Annotated in this window: 22 protein-coding genes and 4 pseudogenes; 8 read left to right on the top strand and 18 right to left on the bottom strand. The window is 59.0% G+C overall.

Going from position 1 to position 22,433, the window contains the following annotated elements:
• Both NKI95_RS31100 and NKI95_RS31095 read left to right on the top strand, forming a co-directional pair.
• A partial coding sequence (locus NKI95_RS31100) for a hypothetical protein (RefSeq protein ID WP_352721620.1) occupies positions 1-262 on the top strand: 262 nt, incomplete at its 5' end.
• A gap of 692 nt (positions 263-954) precedes the next feature.
• A complete protein-coding gene (locus NKI95_RS31095; protein WP_352566386.1) occupies positions 955-1,182 on the top strand; it encodes a GcrA family cell cycle regulator in 228 nt (75 codons plus the stop codon).
• Positions 1,183-1,229: 47 nt separating this feature from the next.
• Here NKI95_RS31095 and NKI95_RS31090 read toward each other — a convergent pair whose 3' ends face one another.
• From NKI95_RS31090 to NKI95_RS31060, 7 genes and pseudogenes are all read right to left on the bottom strand, one after another.
• Positions 1,230-1,493 carry an aspartate/glutamate racemase family protein gene (locus NKI95_RS31090; protein WP_352721618.1) on the bottom strand — a complete coding sequence of 88 codons (264 nt, stop codon included), beginning with the start codon at positions 1,491-1,493 and terminating at the stop codon, positions 1,230-1,232.
• A gap of 29 nt (positions 1,494-1,522) precedes the next feature.
• Complete coding sequence (locus NKI95_RS31085; RefSeq protein WP_352566382.1) at positions 1,523-2,755, bottom strand: MalY/PatB family protein; 1,233 nt, start codon at positions 2,753-2,755, stop codon at positions 1,523-1,525.
• Positions 2,756-2,816: 61 nt separating this feature from the next.
• Positions 2,817-3,545, bottom strand: coding sequence for an amino acid ABC transporter ATP-binding protein (locus tag NKI95_RS31080; protein WP_352566381.1), 729 nt, complete (start codon positions 3,543-3,545; stop codon positions 2,817-2,819).
• 63 nt (positions 3,546-3,608) lie between these two features.
• Positions 3,609-4,732 (bottom strand): annotated as a pseudogene (locus NKI95_RS31075) (amino acid ABC transporter permease).
• 18 nt (positions 4,733-4,750) lie between these two features.
• Positions 4,751-5,938, bottom strand: coding sequence for an amino acid ABC transporter permease (locus NKI95_RS31070; protein ID WP_352566379.1), 1,188 nt, complete (start codon positions 5,936-5,938; stop codon positions 4,751-4,753).
• Between the two features lie 70 nt (positions 5,939-6,008).
• Positions 6,009-7,022 carry an amino acid ABC transporter substrate-binding protein gene (locus tag NKI95_RS31065; RefSeq protein WP_352721622.1) on the bottom strand — a complete coding sequence of 338 codons (1,014 nt, stop codon included), beginning with the start codon at positions 7,020-7,022 and terminating at the stop codon, positions 6,009-6,011.
• A gap of 195 nt (positions 7,023-7,217) precedes the next feature.
• Complete coding sequence (locus NKI95_RS31060) at positions 7,218-8,180, bottom strand: LysR family transcriptional regulator (RefSeq protein ID WP_352668589.1); 963 nt, start codon at positions 8,178-8,180, stop codon at positions 7,218-7,220.
• 464 nt (positions 8,181-8,644) lie between these two features.
• Between NKI95_RS31060 and NKI95_RS31055 the strand changes: the two are divergent.
• The 3 genes and pseudogenes from NKI95_RS31055 to NKI95_RS31045 all read left to right on the top strand — a co-directional run.
• Positions 8,645-8,887, top strand: a pseudogene (locus NKI95_RS31055) (NADP-dependent oxidoreductase); the annotation flags it as partial.
• Positions 8,888-9,903: 1,016 nt separating this feature from the next.
• Positions 9,904-10,362, top strand: a complete 459-nt coding sequence (gene rnk / locus NKI95_RS31050; protein WP_352566373.1) for a nucleoside diphosphate kinase regulator — start codon at positions 9,904-9,906, stop codon at positions 10,360-10,362.
• A 161-nt stretch (positions 10,363-10,523) separates the two neighbouring features.
• Complete coding sequence (locus NKI95_RS31045) at positions 10,524-11,087, top strand: GreA/GreB family elongation factor (protein WP_352566371.1); 564 nt, start codon at positions 10,524-10,526, stop codon at positions 11,085-11,087.
• An 8-nt stretch (positions 11,088-11,095) separates the two neighbouring features.
• Here NKI95_RS31045 and NKI95_RS31040 read toward each other — a convergent pair whose 3' ends face one another.
• The 3 genes and pseudogenes from NKI95_RS31040 to NKI95_RS31030 form a co-directional block, all read right to left on the bottom strand.
• A complete protein-coding gene (locus NKI95_RS31040; protein WP_352566370.1) occupies positions 11,096-11,641 on the bottom strand; it encodes a DUF488 domain-containing protein in 546 nt (181 codons plus the stop codon).
• A 71-nt stretch (positions 11,642-11,712) separates the two neighbouring features.
• Positions 11,713-12,288 carry a LysR substrate-binding domain-containing protein gene (locus tag NKI95_RS31035; protein WP_352566405.1) on the bottom strand — a complete coding sequence of 192 codons (576 nt, stop codon included), beginning with the start codon at positions 12,286-12,288 and terminating at the stop codon, positions 11,713-11,715.
• A gap of 144 nt (positions 12,289-12,432) precedes the next feature.
• Positions 12,433-12,531 (bottom strand): annotated as a pseudogene (locus NKI95_RS31030) (LysR family transcriptional regulator); the annotation flags it as partial.
• 155 nt (positions 12,532-12,686) lie between these two features.
• Here NKI95_RS31030 and NKI95_RS31025 point away from each other — a divergent pair.
• From NKI95_RS31025 to NKI95_RS31015, 3 genes and pseudogenes are all read left to right on the top strand, one after another.
• On the top strand, positions 12,687-13,349 hold the full coding sequence (locus NKI95_RS31025) for a 5-formyltetrahydrofolate cyclo-ligase (protein WP_352566368.1): 663 nt from the start codon (positions 12,687-12,689) through the stop codon (positions 13,347-13,349).
• Between the two features lie 135 nt (positions 13,350-13,484).
• Positions 13,485-15,050: pseudogene (gene ctaD, locus NKI95_RS31020) on the top strand (cytochrome c oxidase subunit I); the annotation flags it as partial.
• A 48-nt stretch (positions 15,051-15,098) separates the two neighbouring features.
• Positions 15,099-15,719, top strand: coding sequence for a Tim44/TimA family putative adaptor protein (locus tag NKI95_RS31015; protein WP_352566365.1), 621 nt, complete (start codon positions 15,099-15,101; stop codon positions 15,717-15,719).
• Positions 15,720-16,238: 519 nt separating this feature from the next.
• Here the strand turns inward: NKI95_RS31015 and NKI95_RS31010 are convergent.
• The 8 genes from NKI95_RS31010 to NKI95_RS30975 form a co-directional block, all read right to left on the bottom strand.
• A complete protein-coding gene (locus NKI95_RS31010; protein ID WP_352721615.1) occupies positions 16,239-17,621 on the bottom strand; it encodes a glucoamylase family protein in 1,383 nt (460 codons plus the stop codon).
• A 267-nt stretch (positions 17,622-17,888) separates the two neighbouring features.
• A complete protein-coding gene (locus tag NKI95_RS31005) occupies positions 17,889-18,017 on the bottom strand; it encodes a hypothetical protein (protein ID WP_352566357.1) in 129 nt (42 codons plus the stop codon).
• Between the two features lie 375 nt (positions 18,018-18,392).
• Positions 18,393-18,689 (bottom strand): hypothetical protein, encoded by a 297-nt coding sequence (locus NKI95_RS31000; protein ID WP_352721613.1) that lies wholly within the window; start codon positions 18,687-18,689, stop codon positions 18,393-18,395.
• Between the two features lie 76 nt (positions 18,690-18,765).
• On the bottom strand, positions 18,766-20,301 hold the full coding sequence (locus NKI95_RS30995) for an FAD-dependent oxidoreductase (RefSeq protein ID WP_352566354.1): 1,536 nt from the start codon (positions 20,299-20,301) through the stop codon (positions 18,766-18,768).
• Positions 20,302-20,540: 239 nt separating this feature from the next.
• Entirely contained in the window at positions 20,541-21,197 is a 657-nt protein-coding gene (fsa, locus tag NKI95_RS30990; protein ID WP_352566352.1) for a fructose-6-phosphate aldolase, read from the bottom strand.
• Between the two features lie 136 nt (positions 21,198-21,333).
• Positions 21,334-21,705 carry a DUF488 domain-containing protein gene (locus NKI95_RS30985; protein WP_352566350.1) on the bottom strand — a complete coding sequence of 124 codons (372 nt, stop codon included), beginning with the start codon at positions 21,703-21,705 and terminating at the stop codon, positions 21,334-21,336.
• A complete protein-coding gene (locus tag NKI95_RS30980) occupies positions 21,702-21,923 on the bottom strand; it encodes a hypothetical protein (protein WP_352566349.1) in 222 nt (73 codons plus the stop codon). The genes NKI95_RS30985 and NKI95_RS30980 overlap by 4 nt, the downstream gene beginning before the upstream one ends.
• A gap of 38 nt (positions 21,924-21,961) precedes the next feature.
• On the bottom strand, positions 21,962-22,357 hold the full coding sequence (locus tag NKI95_RS30975) for a c-type cytochrome (protein WP_352566347.1): 396 nt from the start codon (positions 22,355-22,357) through the stop codon (positions 21,962-21,964).
• Positions 22,358-22,433: the final 76 nt, after the last annotated feature.

The raw sequence follows: 22,433 nt of genomic DNA, 5'->3' as shown, positions 1-22,433 counted from the left end.
GATGAGGAACTTTGCGACATTTTTCATCCTCAAGACGACAGTCGCACTCAAGTCACATAAAGACATCTTTATGTCAACATACGCCCTCCAGCTCTGTTTGTCACCCTTGTTCCCCACGCATCGGTTTCGCCGGCCTGAGGCTGATGATGCCGCTGGTGCCGCCGCCGCCCAAATGACCGCGCCAAGTGTCAGGCCGATGCCGACGTTTTCTCCATCGCTGCGATCAGTTCTTTCTACGGCGGATCCGCAAGTGGCTGGATAGGATCGCCGGCAGTTTGCTCATGATCTTCGGACTGCGACTGAAGTTCAGGCATAGGTCCGACTCGAGCCGTTGCGCGAAGGGCAGCTTTGAGCGGCATGAAGGTCGCCTTATGGCGCAACTAGGATGTCCAGGGTAATCGCCTGCAGCGTCCGCTATCCGGCAATCGCAAAAATCGCCTCAAGGGCGGACATTGCGCGCGAAGCGGCCATCCAAGGTTCAGCCTACGGAAAGCGTCTTGGGGCGCATCGCGCCATACAACGCTCGCAACCGAATGACAGCAAAAGGGTCGAACTCCGTCGTTCAGAGTGATTTGGGTTGGGGCGAGAGCGGCCGGCCATGAGGAGGCCCCGGACTGAGAAGGAGGTGTCGGTCGGGCGCGCCTGATAGGGGCCCACAAGGGCACCCCTGCCCGGTCTGCCGACGAACCCAGGGGGCAGTGACCGCCACGATCAGAGGTACGGCAACATGGGCGGCCGGGCCGCCTTCGCGCTGTCAACCGCACGCTACCCAGCGGCAACTGTGGCCTTAAGTCGCAAACTATTGGCTTCAGAAACCAGGCCGTCGGGCTTCATTGACGCTGCAACCAACACCATATGGTGATCCATTGCCCTCCAAAACGAGAGAAGCTGGCCTGCCGCGGTCGCACTGCGGCCCTCAACCGGCAATGGCTATGAACTAGGAACCTGAAAACCATGCCTGAAAATATCAGAGTAATTTCGAGAGACGTCCCCCTCATTCAGCTAGGCCTCTATCAGTGCCGCTTCCCGGTAAGCGAAGACCCGTCGGTACCCGGCGGTTACCGTTTTTGTGCTGGGTCAACTTCGCCGGACCGCGTCTACTGCGATCACCACCACGGCATCGTAACCGCTGTCGACCCTCGTCGGGCCCGTTCGGTCCTCGCTCAACGACGCGCCGCGTAAATTAGGCGGCGGGCGGGTCGCCAATTTGCGAGTAGACACCCGGTGGATCACCTTGAGGCTTCCCCCTGCTTGCGGGCGTCGATCAGCAATGGTGCCTCGAAGCACGCAATAATATGGGCGTCGACATTGTCCATTTCCGCCGCGACCACCTGCTTGAGCAGGCCCGGTACGGAGAGTTCACCGTCAAATGGCCCTTCGATCGCTTCAGGTCCAGCCATGGACTGCATGCCCAATATCTCGGTCCCGGCCCGCCACCGCCATGGCGGCTGCGACGAAGCGGTCGTGTTGGGATTGATGACGGCAATTCGCATTCGCAGCATTCCGGCTTGGTTGCGCTCAATCACAAAGATGCCAGCGCGCTGGACATGCGCTCCAGCCCTTGGCGCAACAGAGGACGCGGGCAGCCGACATTCAGACGGATGAAGCCTTCGCCGCCAGGCCCATAGACGCGGCCGTCGTAGAGATTGACCCCGGCCTGATCGACAAAGAACTTCTGAATTCCACCCACTCTGCGATCGAGCGCGCACGCGTCCAACCACACCAGAAACGATGCGTCGGGCCGCATGGGCGTGATGCCTGGAAGGTGTTCACCGGCGAACTCGCAAACCAGATCAATGTTGCTGGCGATGTAACGCGTGAGTTGGTCGAGCCATGGCGCGCCGCTGCTGTAGGCAACCTCCAGGGCCAAGCGGCCGAAAAAGTTTGCATTTACCATGAATGACGCCTGCATTGCGGCAAGAAGCGTCTCGCGGCGCTTTTTGCTGGCAACTGAAATGGTTGCCGAAGGAACCCCGGCAAGATTGAAAGTCTTCGTTGGCGCGGTGCAGATGAACGATTTCTCCGCGGCATCTTCCGAGATGGAGGAGAAGACGATGTGGGGGCGATCCGACAACCTTATGTCGCAGTGAATATCGTCGGATATGACCAGGATCCCATGGCGCTCACAAATGTCGTTAAGCGCCGCCAATTCTTCGAGTGTCCAGGCCATTCCGGCAGGGTTGTGAGGATTGCACAGCAGGAATGCCTTGGCACCGCCAGCCGCCAGTCTCTCGAAATCCTCCAGATCGAGCTCATATCTGTTGTTGTGCAATCTCAGCCGGTTCGTAAGCAGAACCCGCCCGTTTCCCTGAACCACTTCGAAATAGGGCGAGTACACGGGCGACTGCACAATGACGCCGTCACCGGGCTTCGTGAAGGTTCGCAGTATCGCAGCGACCGAAGGCATGATCGCCGGGGCGGGAAGCAAGGTCTCCACTTTCGGCGACCAGTTGTGCCGGCGCGCGAACCACGATTGCACGATCTCATAGTGGCGCGGATCGCGGCGTGTGTAGCCGTAAATGCCATGGTCCGCGGCCTCGCGCAGCCGCGCGATGACGGTTTCCGGAGCGCGGAAATCCATATCCGCTGTCCATAGGGACAGCAGGTTCTGGCCCTCGACCTGCGGAGAGAACTCATCCCACTGGTTGGCCCATTTGGCGGATCCGAATTGCTGGCGGTCGTGGATTTGGTCGAAATCTATTCCCGCGATATTTCGTTGCCCAAGCGCCGATGCGGGCGTGTCTGCACAAGCCATTTGATAGTCACCTAGAAAATCTGTTGCTACGGTTACAGCCGCTTTGCTTCTGCGGACGTCCCTATTTGAGGATTTGCGCCAGAAACTGCCGTGCCCGTTCCGATCGGGAGTTGGTGAAGAACTGATGGGGCGTGTTGGTTTCGACGATCTCCCCGCGGTCCATGAACACCACGCGATCGGCCACCTCCCGCGCGAAGCCCATCTCATGCGTCACGCACAGCATCGTCATGCCTTCACTCGCAAGCGACACCATCGTGTCGAGCACCTCCTTGACCATCTCCGGATCGAGGGCAGAGGTCGGCTCGTCGAAAAGCATGATCTTTGGGTTCATGCAGAGAGCCCGGGCAATTGCAGCGCGTTGCTGCTGGCCACCCGACAACTGCCCTGGGTAGCTCTCCGCCTTCTCCGCAATTCTGACGCGATCGAGATAATGGCGCGCCAATTCCTCAGCGGCCGACCGCGGCATCTTTCTCACCCAAAACGGCGCAAGCGTGCAATTCTCAAGCACCGTAAGGTGGGGAAACAGATTGAAGTGCTGAAACACCATCCCGACGTTGCTGCGCACTGCGTCGATCTTGCGCAGATCCTCGGTTACCAACTTGCCGTTGACGATGATGTCGCCCGACTGATGCTCCTCGAGATGGTTGATGCAGCGGATCATCGTCGACTTGCCCGACCCGGAGGGGCCACAGATCACAATGCGCTGCCCCCGCGTCACCGAGAGGTTGATGTTCTTGAGCGCATGGTACGAACCGAACCATTTATTGACGCCACGCAGTTCGATGGCCATCGCCTTGCCGTAGGGCGTTGCCTTCGTCGCTGCGTGCATTGCTTGTGGCATCATCATCTCGTCCTAGGATTTGTGGCCACGCGCCAATTGGCGCTCCATCGATTGCGAGTAGCGGGACATGCCGAAGCAAAAGCCCCAGTAGACCAGTCCGGCAAAGAGGTAGCCGGTTGAGGAGATCGTCGGGCCTGCCCAGTTCGGATCGACTCGCGCCGTTTCGACGGCCTTCAGGAAATCTGCTATGCCGACGATGGCGACCAGCGTCGTGTCCTTGAACAGGCCGATGAAGGTCGACACGATGCTCGGGATAACGATCGTCAACGCCTGGGGGAGGACGATCAGGCGCATCATGTCGAAGTAGTTGATCCCGAGCGCTTTCGCCGCTTCGTATTGGCCCTTCGGGATCGCCTGAAGGCCGGCCCTCACAACCTCGGCCATATAGGCGGATGAGAACAACGCTATCGCGATGAGCGGGCGCAGCAGACGATCAGGCGTCAGATAGTCGGGGACGAAAAGCGGCATCATGAAGTTCGCCATGAACAACACCGTGATAAACGGCACGCCCCGGACGACTTCGATGAATGTGACGCAAACCGTCTTGACGAAAGGGAGTTCCGACCGGCGTCCAAGCGCCAGGATAACTCCGATCGGAAGCGAGAAGACGATGCCCACAATCGACATCAGCAGCGTGATCAAGAGACCGCCCAGAGCGTCGTGTCGATGACAGGCAAATGGAGCCAGGCGACGCCGCGCACCAGAACGAACGCGGCAATGGGGTAGACGAGGAAGAATAGCAACGCCGCCACTTCGCGCCGCGGAGCCTTCGTCCACAGGAGCCAAACGATGAGGATGGCGCCGATCGCCTGCGCAAGGTCCACGCGCCACCGCTCGGAAACCGGGTACGCGCCGTATCGCAGGTAGTCGAACTTCTCGGCAATGAAAGGCCAGCAAGCTCCTTGGCTGTTCGCACGGCATGCTTCGCGACCGCCGCTCCAGACCGCGTCGAAGATCGCAAAGCTCAAAAAGTGATGCAGCAGCCACACGGCGAGGACGACAAAGCAGATTGTCAGCGCGCCTGAAGCCGGCGTCGAAAACAGATTCTTTTTCATCCAGGTCACTGGACCTGGCCGAACGTCGGCGGGGGGCGCCATCGCTGGTATGAGCGCACCGCTGACAAAAGGCGAATGCATGGACTGATCGCTCACGCGTCACCTCTCGACGATCGCAAAATGTCGGTTACACGCGTTCATGGCCAACGACGTGGCGAGGGAGATAACGAGATAGACAGACAAGGTGATCGCCATGACCTGGACGGCCGCGCCGGTCTGGTTGAGCACCGTCCCTGCAAAGATCTGCACGAGGTCGGGATAGCCGATGAACACCGCCAGCGACGAGTTCTTGATGAGATTGAGATACTGGCTTGTCAAAGGCGGTATGATGATCCGCAGCGCCTGGGGAACGACGACCAGACGAAGCGTCTTGCCCGGCGCCAGCCCCAGCGCATACGCAGCCTCCGTCTGGCCCTTTGGCACTGCCTGGATTCCACCTCGAACGATCTCGGCGATGTATGAACCGGTGTAGACCGACAGACCGATCAGGAGAGCGGCAAACTCCGGATAGAGCTGATGCCCGCCTTGAAAATTGAAGCCGCGCAGCTGCGGCGCGACGAACGAGACCGGCTCGCCAGCCGCCAGGAACACGACCAGCGGAAATCCTATCAACGTCGCCAGACTGACCAAAAGCACCGGCAGCTGCTTGCCCGTCCGTCTCTGGACGCTCCTGGCGCGAAACCAGAATGCAACGCAGCAGGAAATGGCCGTCACGAATGCCAGGCTCACCAACCCCGCTCCCGGATGCAACTGGATCTCCGGAATGATGAGGCCGCGATTGTTTAGGTAGATGCCGCCGGGGATGGCAATAGACGCCTTCGGGGAGGGCAACGGCTTGAGGACGGCGTTGTACCAGAACAGCAGCTGCAGCAATAACGGGACATTGCGCACAAGCTCGACATAGGCGGTCGCCACCTTCGAAACGATCCAGTTCCGCGACAGGCGGGCAACGCCGATGACGAAGCCAAGCAAGGTCGCCAACAGGATTGCGAGTACGCTGACGTAGAGTGTGTTGACCACTCCGACCCAGAAGGCCTGACCATAGGTGGACAGCGCATCGTACGGTATCAGGGTCTGACTGATGTCGAAGCCGGCAGCCTCATTCCAAAAATCGAATGAGAGCGGAATCCCCCGGACCCGCATATTCGATGCTGTCTGCATCCCGATGCCCAGGGCCAAGGCCAGCAGACAGCCAGCGAGCAAGAGCTGGTAGAGAACGCCTCGCACTTTCGTATCGTGCAGCGACAGGCTCCTGCGCGACGGCGCGGGAAGCGACAAATGGGACATGGCCTGTTCCTATCGGGATCCGTGCAGGGCGCTGGTGGTAACACGCCAGCGCCTTGCAACCATGCTTTGCCTAGCGGATCGGCGGAGCGTACTGAACGCCGCCTTTGTTCCAGAGCGCGTTCATGCCACGCTCCATTTTCAGCGGCGAATCCTTGCCGATATTGCGATCAAAGACTTCACCGTAGTTGCCTACCTGTTTGATCACCTGGACCGGCCAGTCGTCGCCGAGCCCGATGTCCTTGCCTATGCTACCGTCCACGCCAAGCAGACGGCGGATGCTGGGATTGTCCGACGACTTCATGGCATCGACGTTCTTGGAGGTGACCCCGTTTTCTTCCGCGGCCATCATGACGTAGAGCGTCCACTTCGCCACATTGAACCACTGGTCGTCACCCTGCCGCACCGCCGGGCCAAGCGGCTCCTTTGAGATCAGCTCGGGAAGAACAATGCTGTCGTCCGGCTTGGCCATGCGAAGCCGCGACGCGTTCAAGGTGGAGGTGTCCGCGGACAAGACGTCGCAACGACCCTCCTCGTAAGCCTTCACGACCGCTTCCTCGTCGGCGAAACCAACCGTCGTATACTTGATCGACTGCGAGCGAAAATAGTCGGCAAGGTTCAACTCGGTCGTGGTGCCCTGGGTGACGCATATCGATGCGCCCTCGAGCCCCTTGGCTGACGTGATGTTGTCCGCCTTGCGCACCATGAATCCCTGACCGTCATAAAAATACGTGCCGGCAAACAGTATGCCGAGGGATGTATCGCGGGAGGAGGTCCAGGTTGCGTTGTGTGCGAGAATGTCGATCTCTCCCGACTGCAAGGCGGTGAAGCGATCTTTTGGCGTCAATGGGATGAACTTGACGTTTTGCGCATCCCCGAGCACGGCAGCGGCCACGGCGCGACAATAGTCGACCACAAATCCGGTCCATTTGCCTTCATTGTCGGGAAGGCTGAAGCCAGCCGTGGCCGAATTTGTGCCACACGTCAGCACGCCATTTTTCTTGACATTGTCGAGGGTTGCGGACCACACCGAGGAGGCGGTGCACGCGATAGCGAGGGCAAGGAGGCCCTTGAACGTGGATCTCATTTCGGTATTCCCCTGTTTTTCTTGAAGAGACTGTGCTCTCAAGCATAAGTATTCGTCAAATTGATTGTTCTCATTACGAAAATGAGCGCTGCTCATAATTTACGAGGCACCCGCTCTCGGGTGAAAAGGGACTTGAGTGGTGATCGGGCCGGTTTGCTTGAGCGGGCTGATCGAATGAGCGACAGTGCGCGCGATCTATTGTGCAGCCAACCCCGGTGCTCCGACGGTTGGCCCTTGATCTCTCTTGGTCCGCGACTCGTTGTAGATGCTAATGATGATTTCCCGGAGCCATTTGGTACCCGGGTCATTCGCCATCTGGCGGTGAACAATGAGCCACGCATTCACATTTGATATCGGAAGGGGCGGCGGGACCAGCGTCACCTCGCTCCTCTCATCCAGCATTTGCAGGATGGCATCGCCGCAATGGGTAATCAGTTCAGTGCCGCGAAGCGCCCAGGGCAGCACCAGATAATTCGGGATGGTCGCAACGACATTGCGCCGTAGACCCATTAGCTTGAGGGCGGCATCAGCAAGACCTTCTGCCAGACCATCTGCGGAAATCTGCAGGTGAGAACTGGCCAAATACGTTTCCAGTGTCATTGCGTTCCTGGCTATCTTGCTTCCACTCCACACCGCGCAAAATAGCTGATCCTGGCCAAGTTCCACCTTCAGGAGACCCGGGTCATCGCGTATCGCGGCTCCCGTCAGCGCACAGTCGACTTGTCTCAAATAGACTGATGAACCGATCTCGGGTCCGTTTGCGGGAATGACGTTCAGCGTCGCGCCAGGAGCTTGCCTCGAAAATTCTCGAATGAGCCCAGGGATAAATATCATGGCGTGGTAATCGGTAAGTCCAACGCGAAAGTTGCGTCGCGTCGTTGCCGGATTGAACACCTGATGCCGGTCGATCGACGCGCGGATCGTTGCCAGTGCAGCAGAAATATCTGACAGCAACTCCACCGCCCGTGGGGTTGGCCGCATCTCCCCCCCGTCTCTCGTGAACAATTCGTCCTGCAAGAGATACCGAAGCTTTGATAGGGAATGACTTACAGCGGATTGTGTTCTTCCCAATTCGGTCGCTGCACGCGTTACGCTCCTTTCACGCATCATAACGTCGAATACTCGTAGCAAATTGAGGTCGATATCATCAAAACTCATAAGAACGTCCGCACAGTTTTTCGCATGCTACACTGTTTTCAAGCGGCGGGCGAAAGCCAGATTTGCGCCTGCTGTCGACGGCCGTGACGAGACCCTATCGTAGCTTCACTCTCAACGGCTTCGCTGGCCGTGGCTGTCGTATGGCCAAGCCCGCGCAGACGGCTTGCTCTCCCCTTTTTGCTCTCCGGCGAATTCTATTCGCCGACGGGCAGATCTGCATGACTTTGCCTATATATCATATCATCAAGCCAGTTGCTTCCCTTGCCGGCATCTGCCTGCCTTGATCAAACTGTTCGTGGCGCAGAGGTAAGCCGCCGGGGCGAGTGTCCGCTTTTGGGATTTTCGCACATCATCGCAACGACCGACATTAGGCGCGAAGCGGGCATTCGCCGTCCAAGAGACAAAAGTTTCTTTCGGTGAACCCATGACATCGACAAGCAGCACGGATTGGCCCCTCTCCTGCGGTTCGAGCCGGAGGAACACTGGTGACCGTCGTCGGGCCGCCCGACGCGCCGCCCGCCAATGGCCTGGCGGTCGACTTCGTTGTCGAGTCCGATCGTGCTCAACTGAGTGAAATCGTCCAGCGCGTGCGGGACGGACGGCTGCGGACGAACATCGGCAACATCTCGACCCTCGACGATGCCGTTTCCGCGTTCAAAACGACCGAGCGACGCTCGGGGAAGACGATCATCAGCGTTCGTCCGTGAGCGACACGCGCCTGTCAATGCGCCCGGCCGGCCGCCGCTGTCCAGATAGGCCGGCTGCGTCCTGTACGCAACGCCGGATCAAAGCACTCTCCTCTGCAAAGCTGGGCGCTCGTTGGCGATGCCGGCTATAACAAGGAGGCAAACACTGCGCAGGGTATCAGCGATGCCTTCCGGGATGCTGAGCTCTGCGCAAAAGCACTTGGCCTGGCTTTCAAGGGTGACAGCAGTTTCGAGGCGGCTATGGCGGACTATCAGCGACAGCGCGACCAACACTCGCTGCCGATGTATGAGTTCACCTGCCAACTCGCAACGAGGAGCCGCCAATGGAGATGCAGCAACTCTTCGGGGCGATCGCTGGCAACCGGCAAGCCGAGGACAACTTCGCGCGCATGAACGCGGGCACGATCTCGCCAGCCGCGTTCTTCGCACGCGAAATGTAGCCCGGATCATGGGCTCAGCCGAATTTCTGGTGTCGTCTTGAGCGTTGAGGTTCGTGGGCAGCGGTTTAGGCCGCGCTCTGGGCTGGAGCGACCTCACCGAGGAGGAGCAGCGGCGCTCAAACGCACGAACCGTGGACCTGCCAGGCGCTGTCGAAAGTATTGGCCGAACGCCTTATCTCCTCGGGCTTGCCGAAGAGAGACCGAGCGGGACAGGCAGAAACTCTCGAAGAGAGCTGGTGATAAACACCTTGCTTGGCGCTCGCGTTGACTAGCTCGCGACTTTAATACCCGCCGAGGCGGCTTCCTTGACTTCCCGGATCTGTTCACCAACTATCATGATATGAATGCCGCCGTTAAAATCCGTCACGACTTTCTTTTCCGGGTTTGCCCCATCGCGGGATCGTAACCCCCGGCTCGGCTGGCATGTGCCCCCGAGCCGAGGGGCAACACTTAAAAAATCGACATGGAAGTCCGCGGGCCGCCGATCGACTCGGCTCGGCTGTGAGCAGGACATTCTTGAATTGGCCGCTCGCATCATCTTTCGCGGCGGCGTCCCAACGAGATACGAGTATTCAAATGCAAGACAAGAAGACCCGGCGTAGGCCGAACATCCGCATCTCGCAGTCGGACCATGCGCGTCTGTCGGCGCTCGCGGGCGCCGTCGCCGCACGAAATCCGGAGGCTTCCGATGAACTGCTCGCCGAACTGGAACGGGCTCGTATCGTCCCCGACGGTTGGATTCCCACAGGTACCGTCCAGATGGGCTCGACAGTGACGTTCAAGCCAGACACCGGCGACGCGAAAACGGTCACGCTGGTTTTTCCTGGCGATGCGGATATCACCGAAGGCAAGGTTTCAATCCTCACGCCGATCGGCACGGCCCTGATCGGCCTCTCGGCCGGACAGTCGATCATGTGGACTGCGCGAGACGGGCGGCGGCACGAACTCTCGGTGCTAGCGGTGAAACAACCGGCTCCGGAAGGCGTGACCGAACAGCGCCCGCCAGCGCCTTCGACTATCGAGGCGAGCGTCTAGACATGGGCATTTCCGTGCGTCTCCTCAATCACGCGGGCAGCTTGATCGCGGGAGTCTGACCCCTGTGCCGGCCTATTATGGTCCGGCACAGGGGGAAGTTTTCCCACCCGATCAATTGCTTAACGCCGGATTCCGCCCCGCGGACCGGCTGGAGACGCGCCATGCCCACTACCGACAGCTGTCAACTGACCACCAAGGACTACGCAATTCTTGAAGTAATGCGGGAACGCCATCCGAGCCGCGGCGAAATCCTCTCGGCTATCCTTGACCGGAAGATTTCGAGCGCCGTTGTAATGTTTCGGGATGATGTTCCGGCAACCGTCGTGACGCTCAGCAGCCGCGTGGCTTATCGGGTAAACGACGGCCCTGCCGAAACCCGCATCGTCGCACATGACGAGATGCGCGGTCTGGTTGGAATGCTTTTGCCTATCACCAATCCGCGCGGTCTGGCGCTGCTTGGCTTGGCCGAAGGTGAGTCGATGTCCATTCCAACTGCGGACGGCGGCCTTGAAACGCTGAGTGTGCATGAAGTGGTCTATCAGCCGGAAACCGCAAGGCGCGAGAGATTGAAGCTGGCGGGAGCTGCCGCGCCGGGCTCGTCGCGATCGGCCGGGCCGGTTCTGCGCGTCGTTCATCGTTCCGATGAGATGCAGGACCAAGCGGCGGACAAAAACATCGCGGCCTTCGACACCGGGTTCGACGACCCAGGTCCGTCGGCGGCCTGAGAGCTCGACTATCCCGAAGGATGTGAAGACGGGTAGACAAGCGTTCCGTCGGCCCTTGCCTTCGCGGCGTCGGTGAGTTTCGCCGGCTCGATCTTATCCTTGCCCATTAAATGAAAGACAGCCTCGCCGCGGCTAAGGAGATAATCGGCGACGATTCTTCTGTGACAGCGCCACCAGAGCGTTTCCGAGCACATGATGGCGCTTCGCCGCTGCCTGCCGAGGGACAGAAGCCGATTCAGGCCGTCAAGAAACTCCGCCGACAGCGCGTGGTCGGCGTAATTGTGAAAACTCTGGTTGATCCAGAATGCGTTGAGCACAGGTGGAACGTCGTGCGCCTTGCCGCGCAGGCCGCCAAGCTCGGCAATGTATTCATATCCGATCCCGAACGCTGCCAGCGCTTCGGGAAGCACCTCGCTGTTGAACTGCGGGTTCGCCCGCGAGCGTCTGACAGTCCTGATGTCGATAACCAGGGTGATCTCTGCGATCCGTAGCAGGGCGACGAATTCGGCGATCGACCGCGTCGAGTGACCGATGGTGTGGAATGGATAAGGCATGTACGGTCAACCCATGGCAACGGATTTCTTTCCGGCTTGATGACCGATGATTTGGAACTGAAACAACGCTGTCATTTCACCACCTGCTTCAGACCACGTAACGCCTCCTGCACGTCGGCACGCACCTCGCTTGCTTCCGGATAGACTGCATAGGCTGGATAGGTGAATTCCGGGGCGCCTTCCACCACCTCCAGCTGTCCCGCCTCGATATGGGGAGCTGCGGCGCCCCTGCGGAAATAACCCATTCCGCCGGCGCGCAGGATGTAGCTCAGCCCGAGCGGACCAAGGCCGACCATCAATCCTGGCTCGCCGAAGGCTGAGGAGCTGGCATCATGCTGGGCCGCAAACAGCGGTCCCCAATCGACATAGACATAATCGTTGGACCCGACCGTTCCCCGGTCTCTGTCCGTGGTCCGAACCAGGACGAGTTGCTCCTCGACGAGAAGCTCTACCTTGAAACTCGGCAGCAGCTTCGGCGCATAGAGCACGGCAATGTCCAGAACGCCGGTCCTCAGCTGCTCGAGGAGTTGGTCCGGAACGCCGACCTGGGCCTGGATGGCGATTTCCGGCCTGGCGTTCTTCATCCAGACCAGCCAGTCGAGCAGCAGCGGATTCCACAGACTGAGCTCTCCGCCCAAGGCAATCACGCTTGTCCGTCCCGATGGGATGGCGAGCTGATGGCGCGCACGTTCCCAGATTTGTACGAATGATTGGGCGAACCGCTCGAATTCCCGGCCCGCCGGAGTCAGCTGCGCGCCATTGCGGTTGCGGATAAAGAGCTGACGGCCGAGTTCTTCTTCCAGAGTGCGTATCCGCGCGCTGACAGTTGTCTGCGTGACGTGGAGCCGGTCGGCGGCTTTCAGAAAGCTGCCGGAATGGACGATTTCCAAAAAAGTTCGAGCGCGGTCGATATCCCTTCTGGCTCCAGTCAGTGCAATAATTTTGCATCAATACAGCATTTAATTCCGTTTGCCTTCCTGTTTTACGCAGCGCAACGTCCAGAAGGTCAAGATGATTTTCCGCCGCAGAGTTGATGGAGCGCACAATGTCTGATCAGGACGATGTTCTCTTGGAAACGCGAGAGTACGCCTCCCCGCCGTGCTTCATGCACGAACTCGTTCCCGGATATGGCACCGGGCCGATTGTGCAAGACGTATGGACGGATGTCTTTCGATGGCGCAAGGCGGAGCGCAAGCGCTTGATCGATGAGCGTCTTGCCGTCGACGCCGAGGAACGCGTGGCGAGGTCTAGACGTATCGCCTCCGCGCTCGACCGGGCTGTCGGCCGGGTCAGCGGGCGCGTCGTCAGCGGCTACTGGCCTTTTCGCGGCGAGCCGGACCTTCGCAACTGGGCGATACGGGTGATCGAGCGCGGCGGGCGGATCGCGCTGCCGGTCGTCATCAAAAAAGGTTGGCCTCTGGAGTTTCGGATCTGGGGACCAGGAGACCCGCTCGAACGCGGCATCTGGAACATTCTTGTTCCGTCAAATGGGCCATCGGTCCAGCCGGATGTCGTCATCGCGCCGGTTGTCGGTTTCGACCAGGCTAACTACCGCCTGGGCTATGGCGGGGGCTTTTTTGACCGGACCCTGGCGGCCGTGCCGAAGCGGCCTCTCGTCGTCGGCGTCGGTTACGCCGGCAGCAGGATCCAGACCATCTATCCGCAGCCACACGACATTCCGATGGATGTGATCGTCACCGATGAATGAATGAGTGCAGGCGAGACCTGATCCTCCTGTGACGGCGGATCGCCGACGGCCGGGTCCATCTTTGAGTCCGCCGCGCCTCCAGTGAAGAGCAGGAAGCAAATCATGTCCAATCCAGCCACCACGGCCTTGGATGATCATAAGCCACGGTTTGTCGTCAGGTGGCTGTTCTCCACCAACCACAAGGATATCGGGACGCTTTACCTGCTGTTCTCGATCATGGCCGGAGTCTTCGGTACAGCGCTTTCCGTGTTGATCCGCATGGAGTTGCAGGAGCCGGGCCTGCAGATATTTGGCGATCCGGGGGTCTACAACGTCGTCGTCAGTGCCCACGGGCTGGTCATGATCTTTTTCGTCCTAATGCCGGCACTGATTGGTGGCTTCGGCAACTGGATGGTACCGATCATGATTGGCGCCCCCGACATGGCCTTTCCGCGCTTGAACAACATCTCGTTCTGGCTGCTGGTGATGTCATTTACCCTCTTCATCACCTCAATGTTCGTTCCAGGAGCGCCCGGCACGCTTGGCCATGGCGGCGGCTGGACGCTCTACCCGCCCTTGTCGACTAATGGCCAGCCAGGCCCCGCGGTCGACCTCGTGATTCTGTCAATCCACCTGTCGGGTGCCTCTTCGATCCTTGGCGCTATCAACTTCATCACCACCATCTTCAATATGCGCGCGCCTGGCATGACGATGCACAAGATGCCTCTGTTCGCCTGGTCGATGCTGGTTACTGCCTTCATGCTGCTGATGTCGCTGCCGGTACTCGCCGGCGCCATCACCATGCTTTTGACCGATCGCAATTTCGGGACAACCTTCTTCGCGCCCGCCGGCGGCGGTGATCCAGTCCTTTACCAGCATCTGTTCTGGTTCTTCGGCCATCCCGAAGTCTACATCATGATTCTACCCGGCTTCGGCATCATCAGCCATGTCATCTCGACCTTCGCCAGGAAGCCGATCTTCGGCTATCTCGGCATGGCCTATGCGATGGTGGCGATCGCCGCGATCGGCTTCGTCGTGTGGGCGCATCATATGTATACGACCGGCCTGTCCGTGGACACCCAGCGTTACTTCGCCTTCGCCTCGATGGTCATCGCCGTTCCAACCGGCGTGAAGGTGTTTTCCTGGCTGGCGACTATGTGGGGAGGATCGATAGACTTCAAGACACCGATGCAGTGGGCTCTCGGTTTCGTCCTGCTGTTCACCATCGGCGGCGTCACCGGCATCATGGTTGCAAACCCCGGTATCGACCGCGTGTATCACGATACCTATTTTGTGGTCGCCCACTTTCATTATGTGCTGTCTTTGGGCGCGGTCTTCGCCATCTTCGCCGGCTTCTATTACTGGTTCCCGAAGATGACCGGCTATATGTACAACGAAACGATGGGCAAGCTGCATTTCTGGGTGATGTTCATTGGCGTCAACCTGGTCTTTTTCCCGCAGCATTTTCTCGGCATGGCCGGCATGCCGCGACGCTATGCCGACTACCCCGACGCTTTCGCCGGCTGGAATTTCGTCTCGTCGATCGGGTCCTACATTTCAACGGCCGGACTTGTCGTCTTCTTCATCACGGTAGTGGAAGCCTTCAGCCGCAAACGCCAGGCTGGCGCCAACCCATGGGGCGAAGGGGCGGCCACCCTCGAATGGCTGCTGCCGTCGCCGCCACCCTTCCACCAATGGGAAAAGCTGCCGCGCATTCTCTAACACTCGCCTCCAGCTCAATCGGGGTCTGTTATTGTTGGGGAGACTGTCATGAACGAGACCACAGATCCAAACAACCAGATCTTGCTCGTGGCAATTGTCGCGTTTTATTGGGCATTGCTGGCAGGCTGGGACCAGCTGCTGCCGCGCTCGGATGACGACAAGACCAAGCGGGGCGATGCGGTGACTGAGCAACGAAGCGGCGTTGCCGATTACACTTCATCGGCGGGCCAGCCCTTGGATGTGATCCGCGACATCGATCCGAATTTTGACCTCGCCGCGTTTCTGATCGGCGCGAAAACGGCCTATGAAGTTATCCTGCGGGCCTATGCAGATGGCGACATCCAAACGCTGAAACGCCTTGTCGGGCCGGAAGTGCTTGAGACCTTCGAACGAGCTATTGCCGGGCGCCGGGATCGGGAAGAGACGCTGCAGCTGACCCTCATCGGCGTGAGTGAAGCAAAAGTCATCGAGGCTCTCGAGGAGAATGGGACCGCAGAGATCGGCGTTCGTTTCGTTTCCGAGGTGGTCAGTGTCACCCTTTCAGCCAACGACTGGGTCGTGGCTGGCGATCCCACGCTGATTGTTGAGGTGATCGATACGTGGACGTTCGCCCACGAAACACGGTCAACGAAGTGCGACTGGGTTTTGATCGCCACCGAGGGCGACTAACAGGTATGTGCTCTCCGAGAAGCCTGCCTCCCCGTGTCACCGTTGAAGGCAGTCAACCCGGAGCGTTGGGTGGCCTGAGCGGATTTGTCAGTTTTTGACAACACCCACCGACTATTTGCCTGTCGCGATCAATTGGACATGACACGGCTTCAGTCGACCATTTTCAAGCAGCGATCTGCGTAGCACGGCCTGGAAATAAATTACCAGATCGTATCCTTATGTGATATGGTCGAATCTTGGCTGAGAGAAATTAATAGAAACAAAGGAGGCCGCGATGAGAGAGTATTTTTCATTTCAGCTATTCATGAGAATGTCGACTGCGTTATTTATTGGCGGCGCTATCTATTCCATCGTTGTCGGGAATACATGATAGCGCTTGGAGCCCGCGCTTAGACTTTCTCGAGACCAAGTCGCTGACATTTCCCGATCCTGAGCAGTAGCTAGGACGCGGCGGGACGCGCTTCGCGAACTGCTCCGACCTGCCAGCAGATCACTCAGGGACAAAACCACCCTGCGGCGCTAGGTGCAACCCAGTGGAACCATACCCGCGGCAGCTCGTGGCCCCTGAGCAGACGTTGATGTGTCGAGGTGCTGGCTGGTGAAGCCCAGCCTCGCCAAGCCCCTGCGCACTTCCGGCGCGCCCATGAACAGTCTCCACAACAGCCCTGTACGATGGTTCTCGATCATCGCGATGATTGGCCCCTGATTGATGGCCAGATAGGTTCGGGAGTACCAGTTGCGGCTTTCGCAAAACGCGTCGACAAAGCCGAAGCGGCCCCATATGCGGTTTCGAGGCTTGGTCAGGAAACCGCGCAGTGCGCGCATCGCTTCCCCCGGAGCATAAGGGAAACTCGACAGGGCAGCGGACGGGGTGATTACGCCAAAGTCCCTGTCAGGTGCACTTGCGACGTATCCTCGCGGCCCATGGCTCGCGGTCAGACCCCAGCAGTCAGGGCCGTATCCCAGATGGCTATGGGGATTGCGGACGCAATGCCGATAATTGATCTGCGTATGACGGAGGTTCTGTTGCCAGTAGTCGGCGTATCGGTCGCTCAGGCCTCGTGGATCGAGCCCGCAGAAGGAATATTGCGAGAAGAAGAGCGGACCACCAGAATCCATTCCCAATGGCAGGACGATCCCGCAATGATCGCGCCCGTTTCGAAAGTCGGATCCACCAGCAAAGCCTTCGTGATAGATGCCCGGATCAATGGGGTGGCGAGTTGATCCCGCCGCCAGCACGAAGGTGAGCATGCATTCGTTCCAACCCCTGATCGGGCTGTCCATCGCCCAGCCGTGGTTCGGGCTCCAGTGCCACATCAGTTGCCGGGCCCCGCGTGCGAACCAATTCCACTCGGCCTGTGACAACAGCGCGTTCACGCTATGGCGAAGGCGTGCCTCCTCGGTTGCCATCCCGGCGAAATACTCGCGGGCGCAGATCAGACCTTGAAACAGGAAAGTGGTTTCGACCAGATCAGCGCCGTCATCCTTGCGACGGAATGGAATTGTCGCACCGGTACGGCCATTGATGAAATGCGGGAACACGCCATGGTAGCGCGGCGAGCTTTCCAGGAAATCCAGCATTCGCTGCAATCGGCATAATGCGGCCGTGCTATCGATCCAACCGCGTTCAACAGCAACGATGATTGCCATGATGCCGAAGCCAGAGCCGCCAATGGCTGCGAGATCGTTGGCCGGAGCACCGGTGGTCTTCTGGCGATCTCGGGCAAGACCACTGACGGGATGTGCGCCTTCCCAGAAGTACCGGGCCGTTTGCCGTTGCACGATATCCAGCAGCGCTTCATCGTCGAGCTCGCGAACGTTTGCCGGGAAGTCGGGTGCTTGGAGCGTGCTGGGAATCATCGAGCCGGTGTTCCTGAAATGGGCATACAGACCGCCGGTCAATATGTCGTACCGGCTTTGCGGCATATTGAAAAGTTTTTAGAGTTTCTCCGCCGGGCCGCTGGCGCCAAAGCCCGTTATACCGATGAAAGTGCCAGCGGCGCCTTCTTGTCGAGCATGGCTTTGGCGGTCATCAGATCGTCACTTCGCTTTTATTAGTCCGCAGCCTAAATATACCAGCACCGAGCACAGCCCAAGTCACTGCAAACGCGCCAATGACGTTGCCGATCTTCTCGGGCAGTCCGCAAGGGCTAGCTGCTTCGTGGGCCACTACATCTCAATCAGGACGTAGGCGACACCAAAGACAATGCTCATTAGAACACCAAACCATGCCCACCCCTTCAATGCGGCGCGCACGTCCTCAGGCTCAGCGCCTTTCTGGTTATCGTAGTCGTCCATAATCAGATCCCAGGTTTGTCGATCGTTACTTGGTACAAAATCAATAGAGGATGAGCAACCCCAACCCTGCACGCTAAGCGTTCGCGGGATTCGCGCTCCTATCTTTCCTCGGAGAACGGCAACGGCCCTTTACATCGCATCTTATAATTTGACGCGGTCAGGGCAAAACCACACTTGCATACGCGCAAGCTAGAGAAGCTCGAGAATTTCTCTCACAAGGTCCGTCTGGTCTGTTGACGATGCCGCAATATCTATCCAGCCTGAGACGTCCTTGCCTCCGGCTCGGCTAGACGCCGGAGGCCTGCTCTGCATTGTCGAAAACTCATGATTGTAGCAGGAGTCCGCCGGCCGGTACGATCGCAAGGGTTCCTTCTCCTACTCGAACATGATCCGAGCGGCACCTCTTTTGGCGAGCAACATTCTCCGAGCTTCCTGGATCCGCTGAGCCTGTTGTTTGGTATATGGACCCATCGGCCGGGTCTTTTCATCGCCGCGACGAACACGGCAATACCAGCGGCCGCTGTCCGAGAAGATTTCAACCAGGGTCGGTGCATCGTTAGCCGCCTGCTTGGCGACCTCGTCGACGAATTTCACGATCTTCGAATAACGCTGGACGGGCGCAACCGTATCCAAGCCACTGGTGACACCTAGTTCCTGCTGCTCTGTGGACATAGTCGAACTCCTTTCAGTCACAACCACATTCCGCTTCGCCATTCTGACTCTGACTTCCGCTTTTCGGAAGCCGAAGCTAGCTTGCCATTTGGCGCTCCATTTCCACCTCGGCCTCCAGACTTTCAACGTCGCGAAAGATTGAGGCGACAGCCAGCGTGCGCCCTTCTCGTTTGAAGCGGAGCAGGCAATCTTTTGCGGCAATGTCACCGTCCACCGCGATCTCCTCCCATCGCTCGGCGTGGCCGACATAGTTGATGGGAACATCGTAGTGCTGGCTCCAGAAGAATGGCACGGCCTCGAATTTCTCACGATGGCCGAGCATGTTGAGCGCGGCTGCTTGCCCCTGCCTCTCTGCAACCACCCAATGCTCGACCCGAATGTTCTCGCCACTGTGAGGATCTGGCCACCGCGCAATGTCGCCGGCGGCGAATATGTCTGGTGCGCTCGTCTCCAGAAAGGCGTTCACGAGAACCCCGCGGTCAAGGATGAGCCCGGCCTTTTCCGCGAGGCCGATCCGCGGTCGCACGCCTATGCCGGCGACGACGAAGTCGGCTGCTAACGTGCCACCGCTGCTGAGCTTCACCTTATTGCCGTCGATGCTGCTCGCCGTGTCCTGAAGGTGGAAAACAACGCCGTTCTGCTCATGGATGGTGCGGATGGAGTCGCCCATTTGCGGACCTAGGACCCGCTCCATGGGCCGCTTATCCGGCGCCACGACATGAACTTCGATCTTGCGCGAGCGCAGGGCCGCAGCTACTTCCAGCCCAATGAAACTGGCACCAATCACGACAGCGATATGCGCCGTGGTGGCTCGCTCAATGATCGCCTTGCAATCTGCGAACGAGCGCAGAGCGTGAACATGCGGCTGGTCTGCCCCGGGTATGGTCAAGCGAATCGGTTCGGCCCCGGTCGCAAGAAGCAGCTTGTCGTAAGGAGTCGAGGTCCCGTCCGCGAGCACAACCTCGCGAGAACGTACGTCGATCCGAGCGACGTTCGCATTAAGACGCAGGTCGATATTATTCTTTGCGTAGAAGCTTTCGCCACGCAACGGAATCCAGTCCTGCGGTGCCTTGCCGGCGAGGTAGTCCTTGGAAAGGTTGGGGCGATCAACCGGCGGTGCTTCATCATTGCTGAGCATGGCGATACTGCCTTGATAGTGTTCGCGCCGCAATTTTTCGACCGCCGCGAAACCGGCTGCGCCGCCGCCGACGATGACGATCTTCTCCGGAACGGGGCCGGAGCCTCCATCGCGCGGCTTGGGTGCGGTCCGTTTGCGCTTTTCGCCCACGAATATCCGATCATCGCGTTGTTCCACCGACCAGCACGCGAGTGGCCTGAAGGCAGGCGTTCGCAAGGCTTCGCCTGTACGCAAATCAAAGCACGCGTGATGCCACGGACACCGGACCGTGTCTTCCACCACAAGACCGTCGACGAGCGGCCCGCCGTAATGTGTGCAAGTCGCCCCGACGGCGAAGATCTCGGCCCCGCGGCGCACCAGCAGCACCTGCTCATTGCCGCAATGGCCGACCAGCTTTCCACCGTCGGGAAGATCGGCGAACGCGATGCCCTGGACCAGGTCTGGCCCGATCACTTCGGTAGGGTGCACAGCCATTTTCTTCTCCTTGGCGATTTCGACAAAATCGCATCCAGGGGAGCGGCGACAGGCACATCAGCCTCTCAGCGCACAAAGCCAGCGCGTCTTCGAATTCTCGATTTCGGTTTCGCCCGACTAGAGCGAAACTCGCGCCCCACGGCTCAATTTCCCGCCATTCCCGGCATCATGCAAACGAATTTAATCGGCAATTGAGTGCAAGTTTTATGATAGCTCTCTGCAACCCCTCGCCCGGGCAATTACAGGATCGTTTGCCCCGCCTTCTCCCAGTCGGCAAGAAAGGACTCGAGGCCCTTGTCGGTGAGCGGGTGTTTGGCGAGGTTTCTGAGTACTGCGGGCGGTACGGTTGCGATATCGGCGCCCGCCATTGCCGCCAGTTTGACATGCAGAGGCGTGCGAATAGAGGACGCCAGGATTTCCGTCGTGAACGCTTGATCGTTGTCATAGATCGTGCGGATTTCTCGGATCACCTCCATGCCATCCAGACCGAGATCGTCAAGTCTGCCGACGAATGGTGAAATGAAGGTCGCGCCTGCCTTTGCCGCGAGCAGTGCCTGGTTGGCCGAAAAGCACAGGGTGACATTGACCTTGTGTCCGAGCTGACTGAGCGCCCGGCAAGCCCTGAATCCATCCCAGGTGGACGGCACCTTGACAGCCACATTGGTCGCAATGCCGGCCAAGCGCTGTCCCTCGGCGACCATACCGTCAAAGTCGATGGCCGTGACTTCCGCTGAAACCGGGCCCTCGATCGTCTGGCCAATCTCCTGGATCACATCTCTGATCGGTCGGCCAGTCTTTGCGATAAGGGACGGGTTTGTGGTTACCCCGTCGAGAATTCCAGCGGCAGCAAGCTCTCGAATTTCAGATATATCGGCGGTATCGACAAAGAATTTCATTGTCTTTCTCCTCAACTGAGCCCGCCCATCGATGATTGGATGAATTTTCCTTGGTTTGGTTCCGGGAGACGGGTTTGTTGTCGCTGTCGAGACCGCACGCCTACGTCTTTGGCAACGGAGGAGCGATGCGGCGTCTTCATCGCTGTCTCAGCAAAAGCTCTCTAAGGACGACGGCATCGTTGTGGGTCTCGTCATGAGCCGAGTAGACGAGTGTGACGGTGCCCTCCCGTATCATCTCGCGCAGCCGGTCAAGCTCACCGCGATGCTCCTGGATTTCCGCCGCATACCGCCGGCGGAATTCCGACCAGCGGGCTGGATCGTGTCCGAACCATTTCCGAAGCTCGGTGCTTGGCGCGAGGTCCTTCACCCAATGGTCGATGGCCGCTTCGGTCTTCTTGACCCCACGCGGCCAAAGCCGGTCAATCAATACGCGCTTGCCATCGCCGGCAGCAGGCCTCTCATATGCCCTCTTCAATCTTACTCTCTCGTTGAAGATTTCTTCGCTCATCGAGATCCTGTCCCGTCCATGTCTGTGTCGTTGACGGCATCGAGAAGGCTGGCGAATTTGCTCCTCAGGATTTCTTCGTCGACCGCATCCGACACGAATACGAAGATGTCGCCGCGATATCGCTCGATCCAGTGATGGCCGGCGCCGCGGCTACGCAGGTAGCTGCCGATCTGTTGGATCGTGGAATCCCCCAGACCCTTGTGCAGGAGAAATTTCATCAAGGTTGCACTTTGCCCAGGGACAGCTTCCCGTCTGGTCAGGGGCCGACCTTCTGGCCCCGAGCGTTGAACTGTTTCAGATAGGCGATGACGTCGGCGATCTCCTGGTCCTTGCTGAGACCGGCAAACGCCATCTTTGTGCCGGGCACCAGTTTGCGCGGCGCCCTGAGATAGGTCGTTAGCGTCGGTTCATCCCAGGTCAGACCCGAATTCTTGTTCGCCGAGGAATAGCTGTAATCGGGATACTCACCGGCCGTTCGGCCGACGACGCCATTCAAGACCGGGCCCACTCCGTTCTTTGCCTCAAGGCCGACCTTGTGGCAGGCCATGCATCTCTTGAAGACGACGGCGCCGGCTTCGGCATTGCCGGAAGATGTGTCCTGCGCATGGGCCGAGCCGACTGCAGTGAGAATCGCGGTTGCCAATCCAGGCATGGTCCATTTCATGTTTGCTGCTTTCAACGAGCACGGGTTGGTTCTGGCCGAACTGGCCGGGGCAATATGGTACGAA

It is taken from the genome of Mesorhizobium sp. M0306 (genome assembly GCF_040321655.1).
In the GTDB taxonomy this organism is placed as follows: Bacteria; Pseudomonadota; Alphaproteobacteria; order Rhizobiales; family Rhizobiaceae; genus Mesorhizobium.
This window is presented reverse-complemented; position numbering and strand designations above follow the sequence as displayed.

Bases quoted from the DNA above. Each gene is read 5' to 3' on its own strand.
- NKI95_RS31095 (WP_352566386.1), top strand. From the start codon at position 955: ATGCCTGAAAATATCAGAGTAATTTCGAGAGACGTCCCCCTCATTCAG.
- NKI95_RS31090 (WP_352721618.1), bottom strand. From the start codon at position 1,493: ATGCGAATTGCCGTCATCAATCCCAACACGACCGCTTCGTCGCAGCCG.
- NKI95_RS31085 (WP_352566382.1), bottom strand. From the start codon at position 2,755: ATGGCTTGTGCAGACACGCCCGCATCGGCGCTTGGGCAACGAAATATC.
- NKI95_RS31080 (WP_352566381.1), bottom strand. From the start codon at position 3,545: ATGGCCATCGAACTGCGTGGCGTCAATAAATGGTTCGGTTCGTACCAT.
- NKI95_RS31070 (WP_352566379.1), bottom strand. From the start codon at position 5,938: ATGTCCCATTTGTCGCTTCCCGCGCCGTCGCGCAGGAGCCTGTCGCTG.
- NKI95_RS31065 (WP_352721622.1), bottom strand. From the start codon at position 7,022: ATGAGATCCACGTTCAAGGGCCTCCTTGCCCTCGCTATCGCGTGCACC.
- NKI95_RS31060 (WP_352668589.1), bottom strand. From the start codon at position 8,180: ATGAGTTTTGATGATATCGACCTCAATTTGCTACGAGTATTCGACGTT.
- rnk (WP_352566373.1), top strand. From the start codon at position 9,904: ATGCAAGACAAGAAGACCCGGCGTAGGCCGAACATCCGCATCTCGCAG.
- NKI95_RS31045 (WP_352566371.1), top strand. From the start codon at position 10,524: ATGCCCACTACCGACAGCTGTCAACTGACCACCAAGGACTACGCAATT.
- NKI95_RS31040 (WP_352566370.1), bottom strand. From the start codon at position 11,641: ATGCCTTATCCATTCCACACCATCGGTCACTCGACGCGGTCGATCGCC.
- NKI95_RS31025 (WP_352566368.1), top strand. From the start codon at position 12,687: ATGTCTGATCAGGACGATGTTCTCTTGGAAACGCGAGAGTACGCCTCC.
- NKI95_RS31015 (WP_352566365.1), top strand. From the start codon at position 15,099: ATGAACGAGACCACAGATCCAAACAACCAGATCTTGCTCGTGGCAATT.
- NKI95_RS31005 (WP_352566357.1), bottom strand. From the start codon at position 18,017: ATGGACGACTACGATAACCAGAAAGGCGCTGAGCCTGAGGACGTGCGC.
- NKI95_RS31000 (WP_352721613.1), bottom strand. From the start codon at position 18,689: ATGTCCACAGAGCAGCAGGAACTAGGTGTCACCAGTGGCTTGGATACG.
- NKI95_RS30995 (WP_352566354.1), bottom strand. From the start codon at position 20,301: ATGGCTGTGCACCCTACCGAAGTGATCGGGCCAGACCTGGTCCAGGGC.
- fsa (WP_352566352.1), bottom strand. From the start codon at position 21,197: ATGAAATTCTTTGTCGATACCGCCGATATATCTGAAATTCGAGAGCTT.
- NKI95_RS30985 (WP_352566350.1), bottom strand. From the start codon at position 21,705: ATGAGCGAAGAAATCTTCAACGAGAGAGTAAGATTGAAGAGGGCATAT.
- NKI95_RS30980 (WP_352566349.1), bottom strand. From the start codon at position 21,923: ATGAAATTTCTCCTGCACAAGGGTCTGGGGGATTCCACGATCCAACAG.
- NKI95_RS30975 (WP_352566347.1), bottom strand. From the start codon at position 22,357: ATGCCTGGATTGGCAACCGCGATTCTCACTGCAGTCGGCTCGGCCCAT.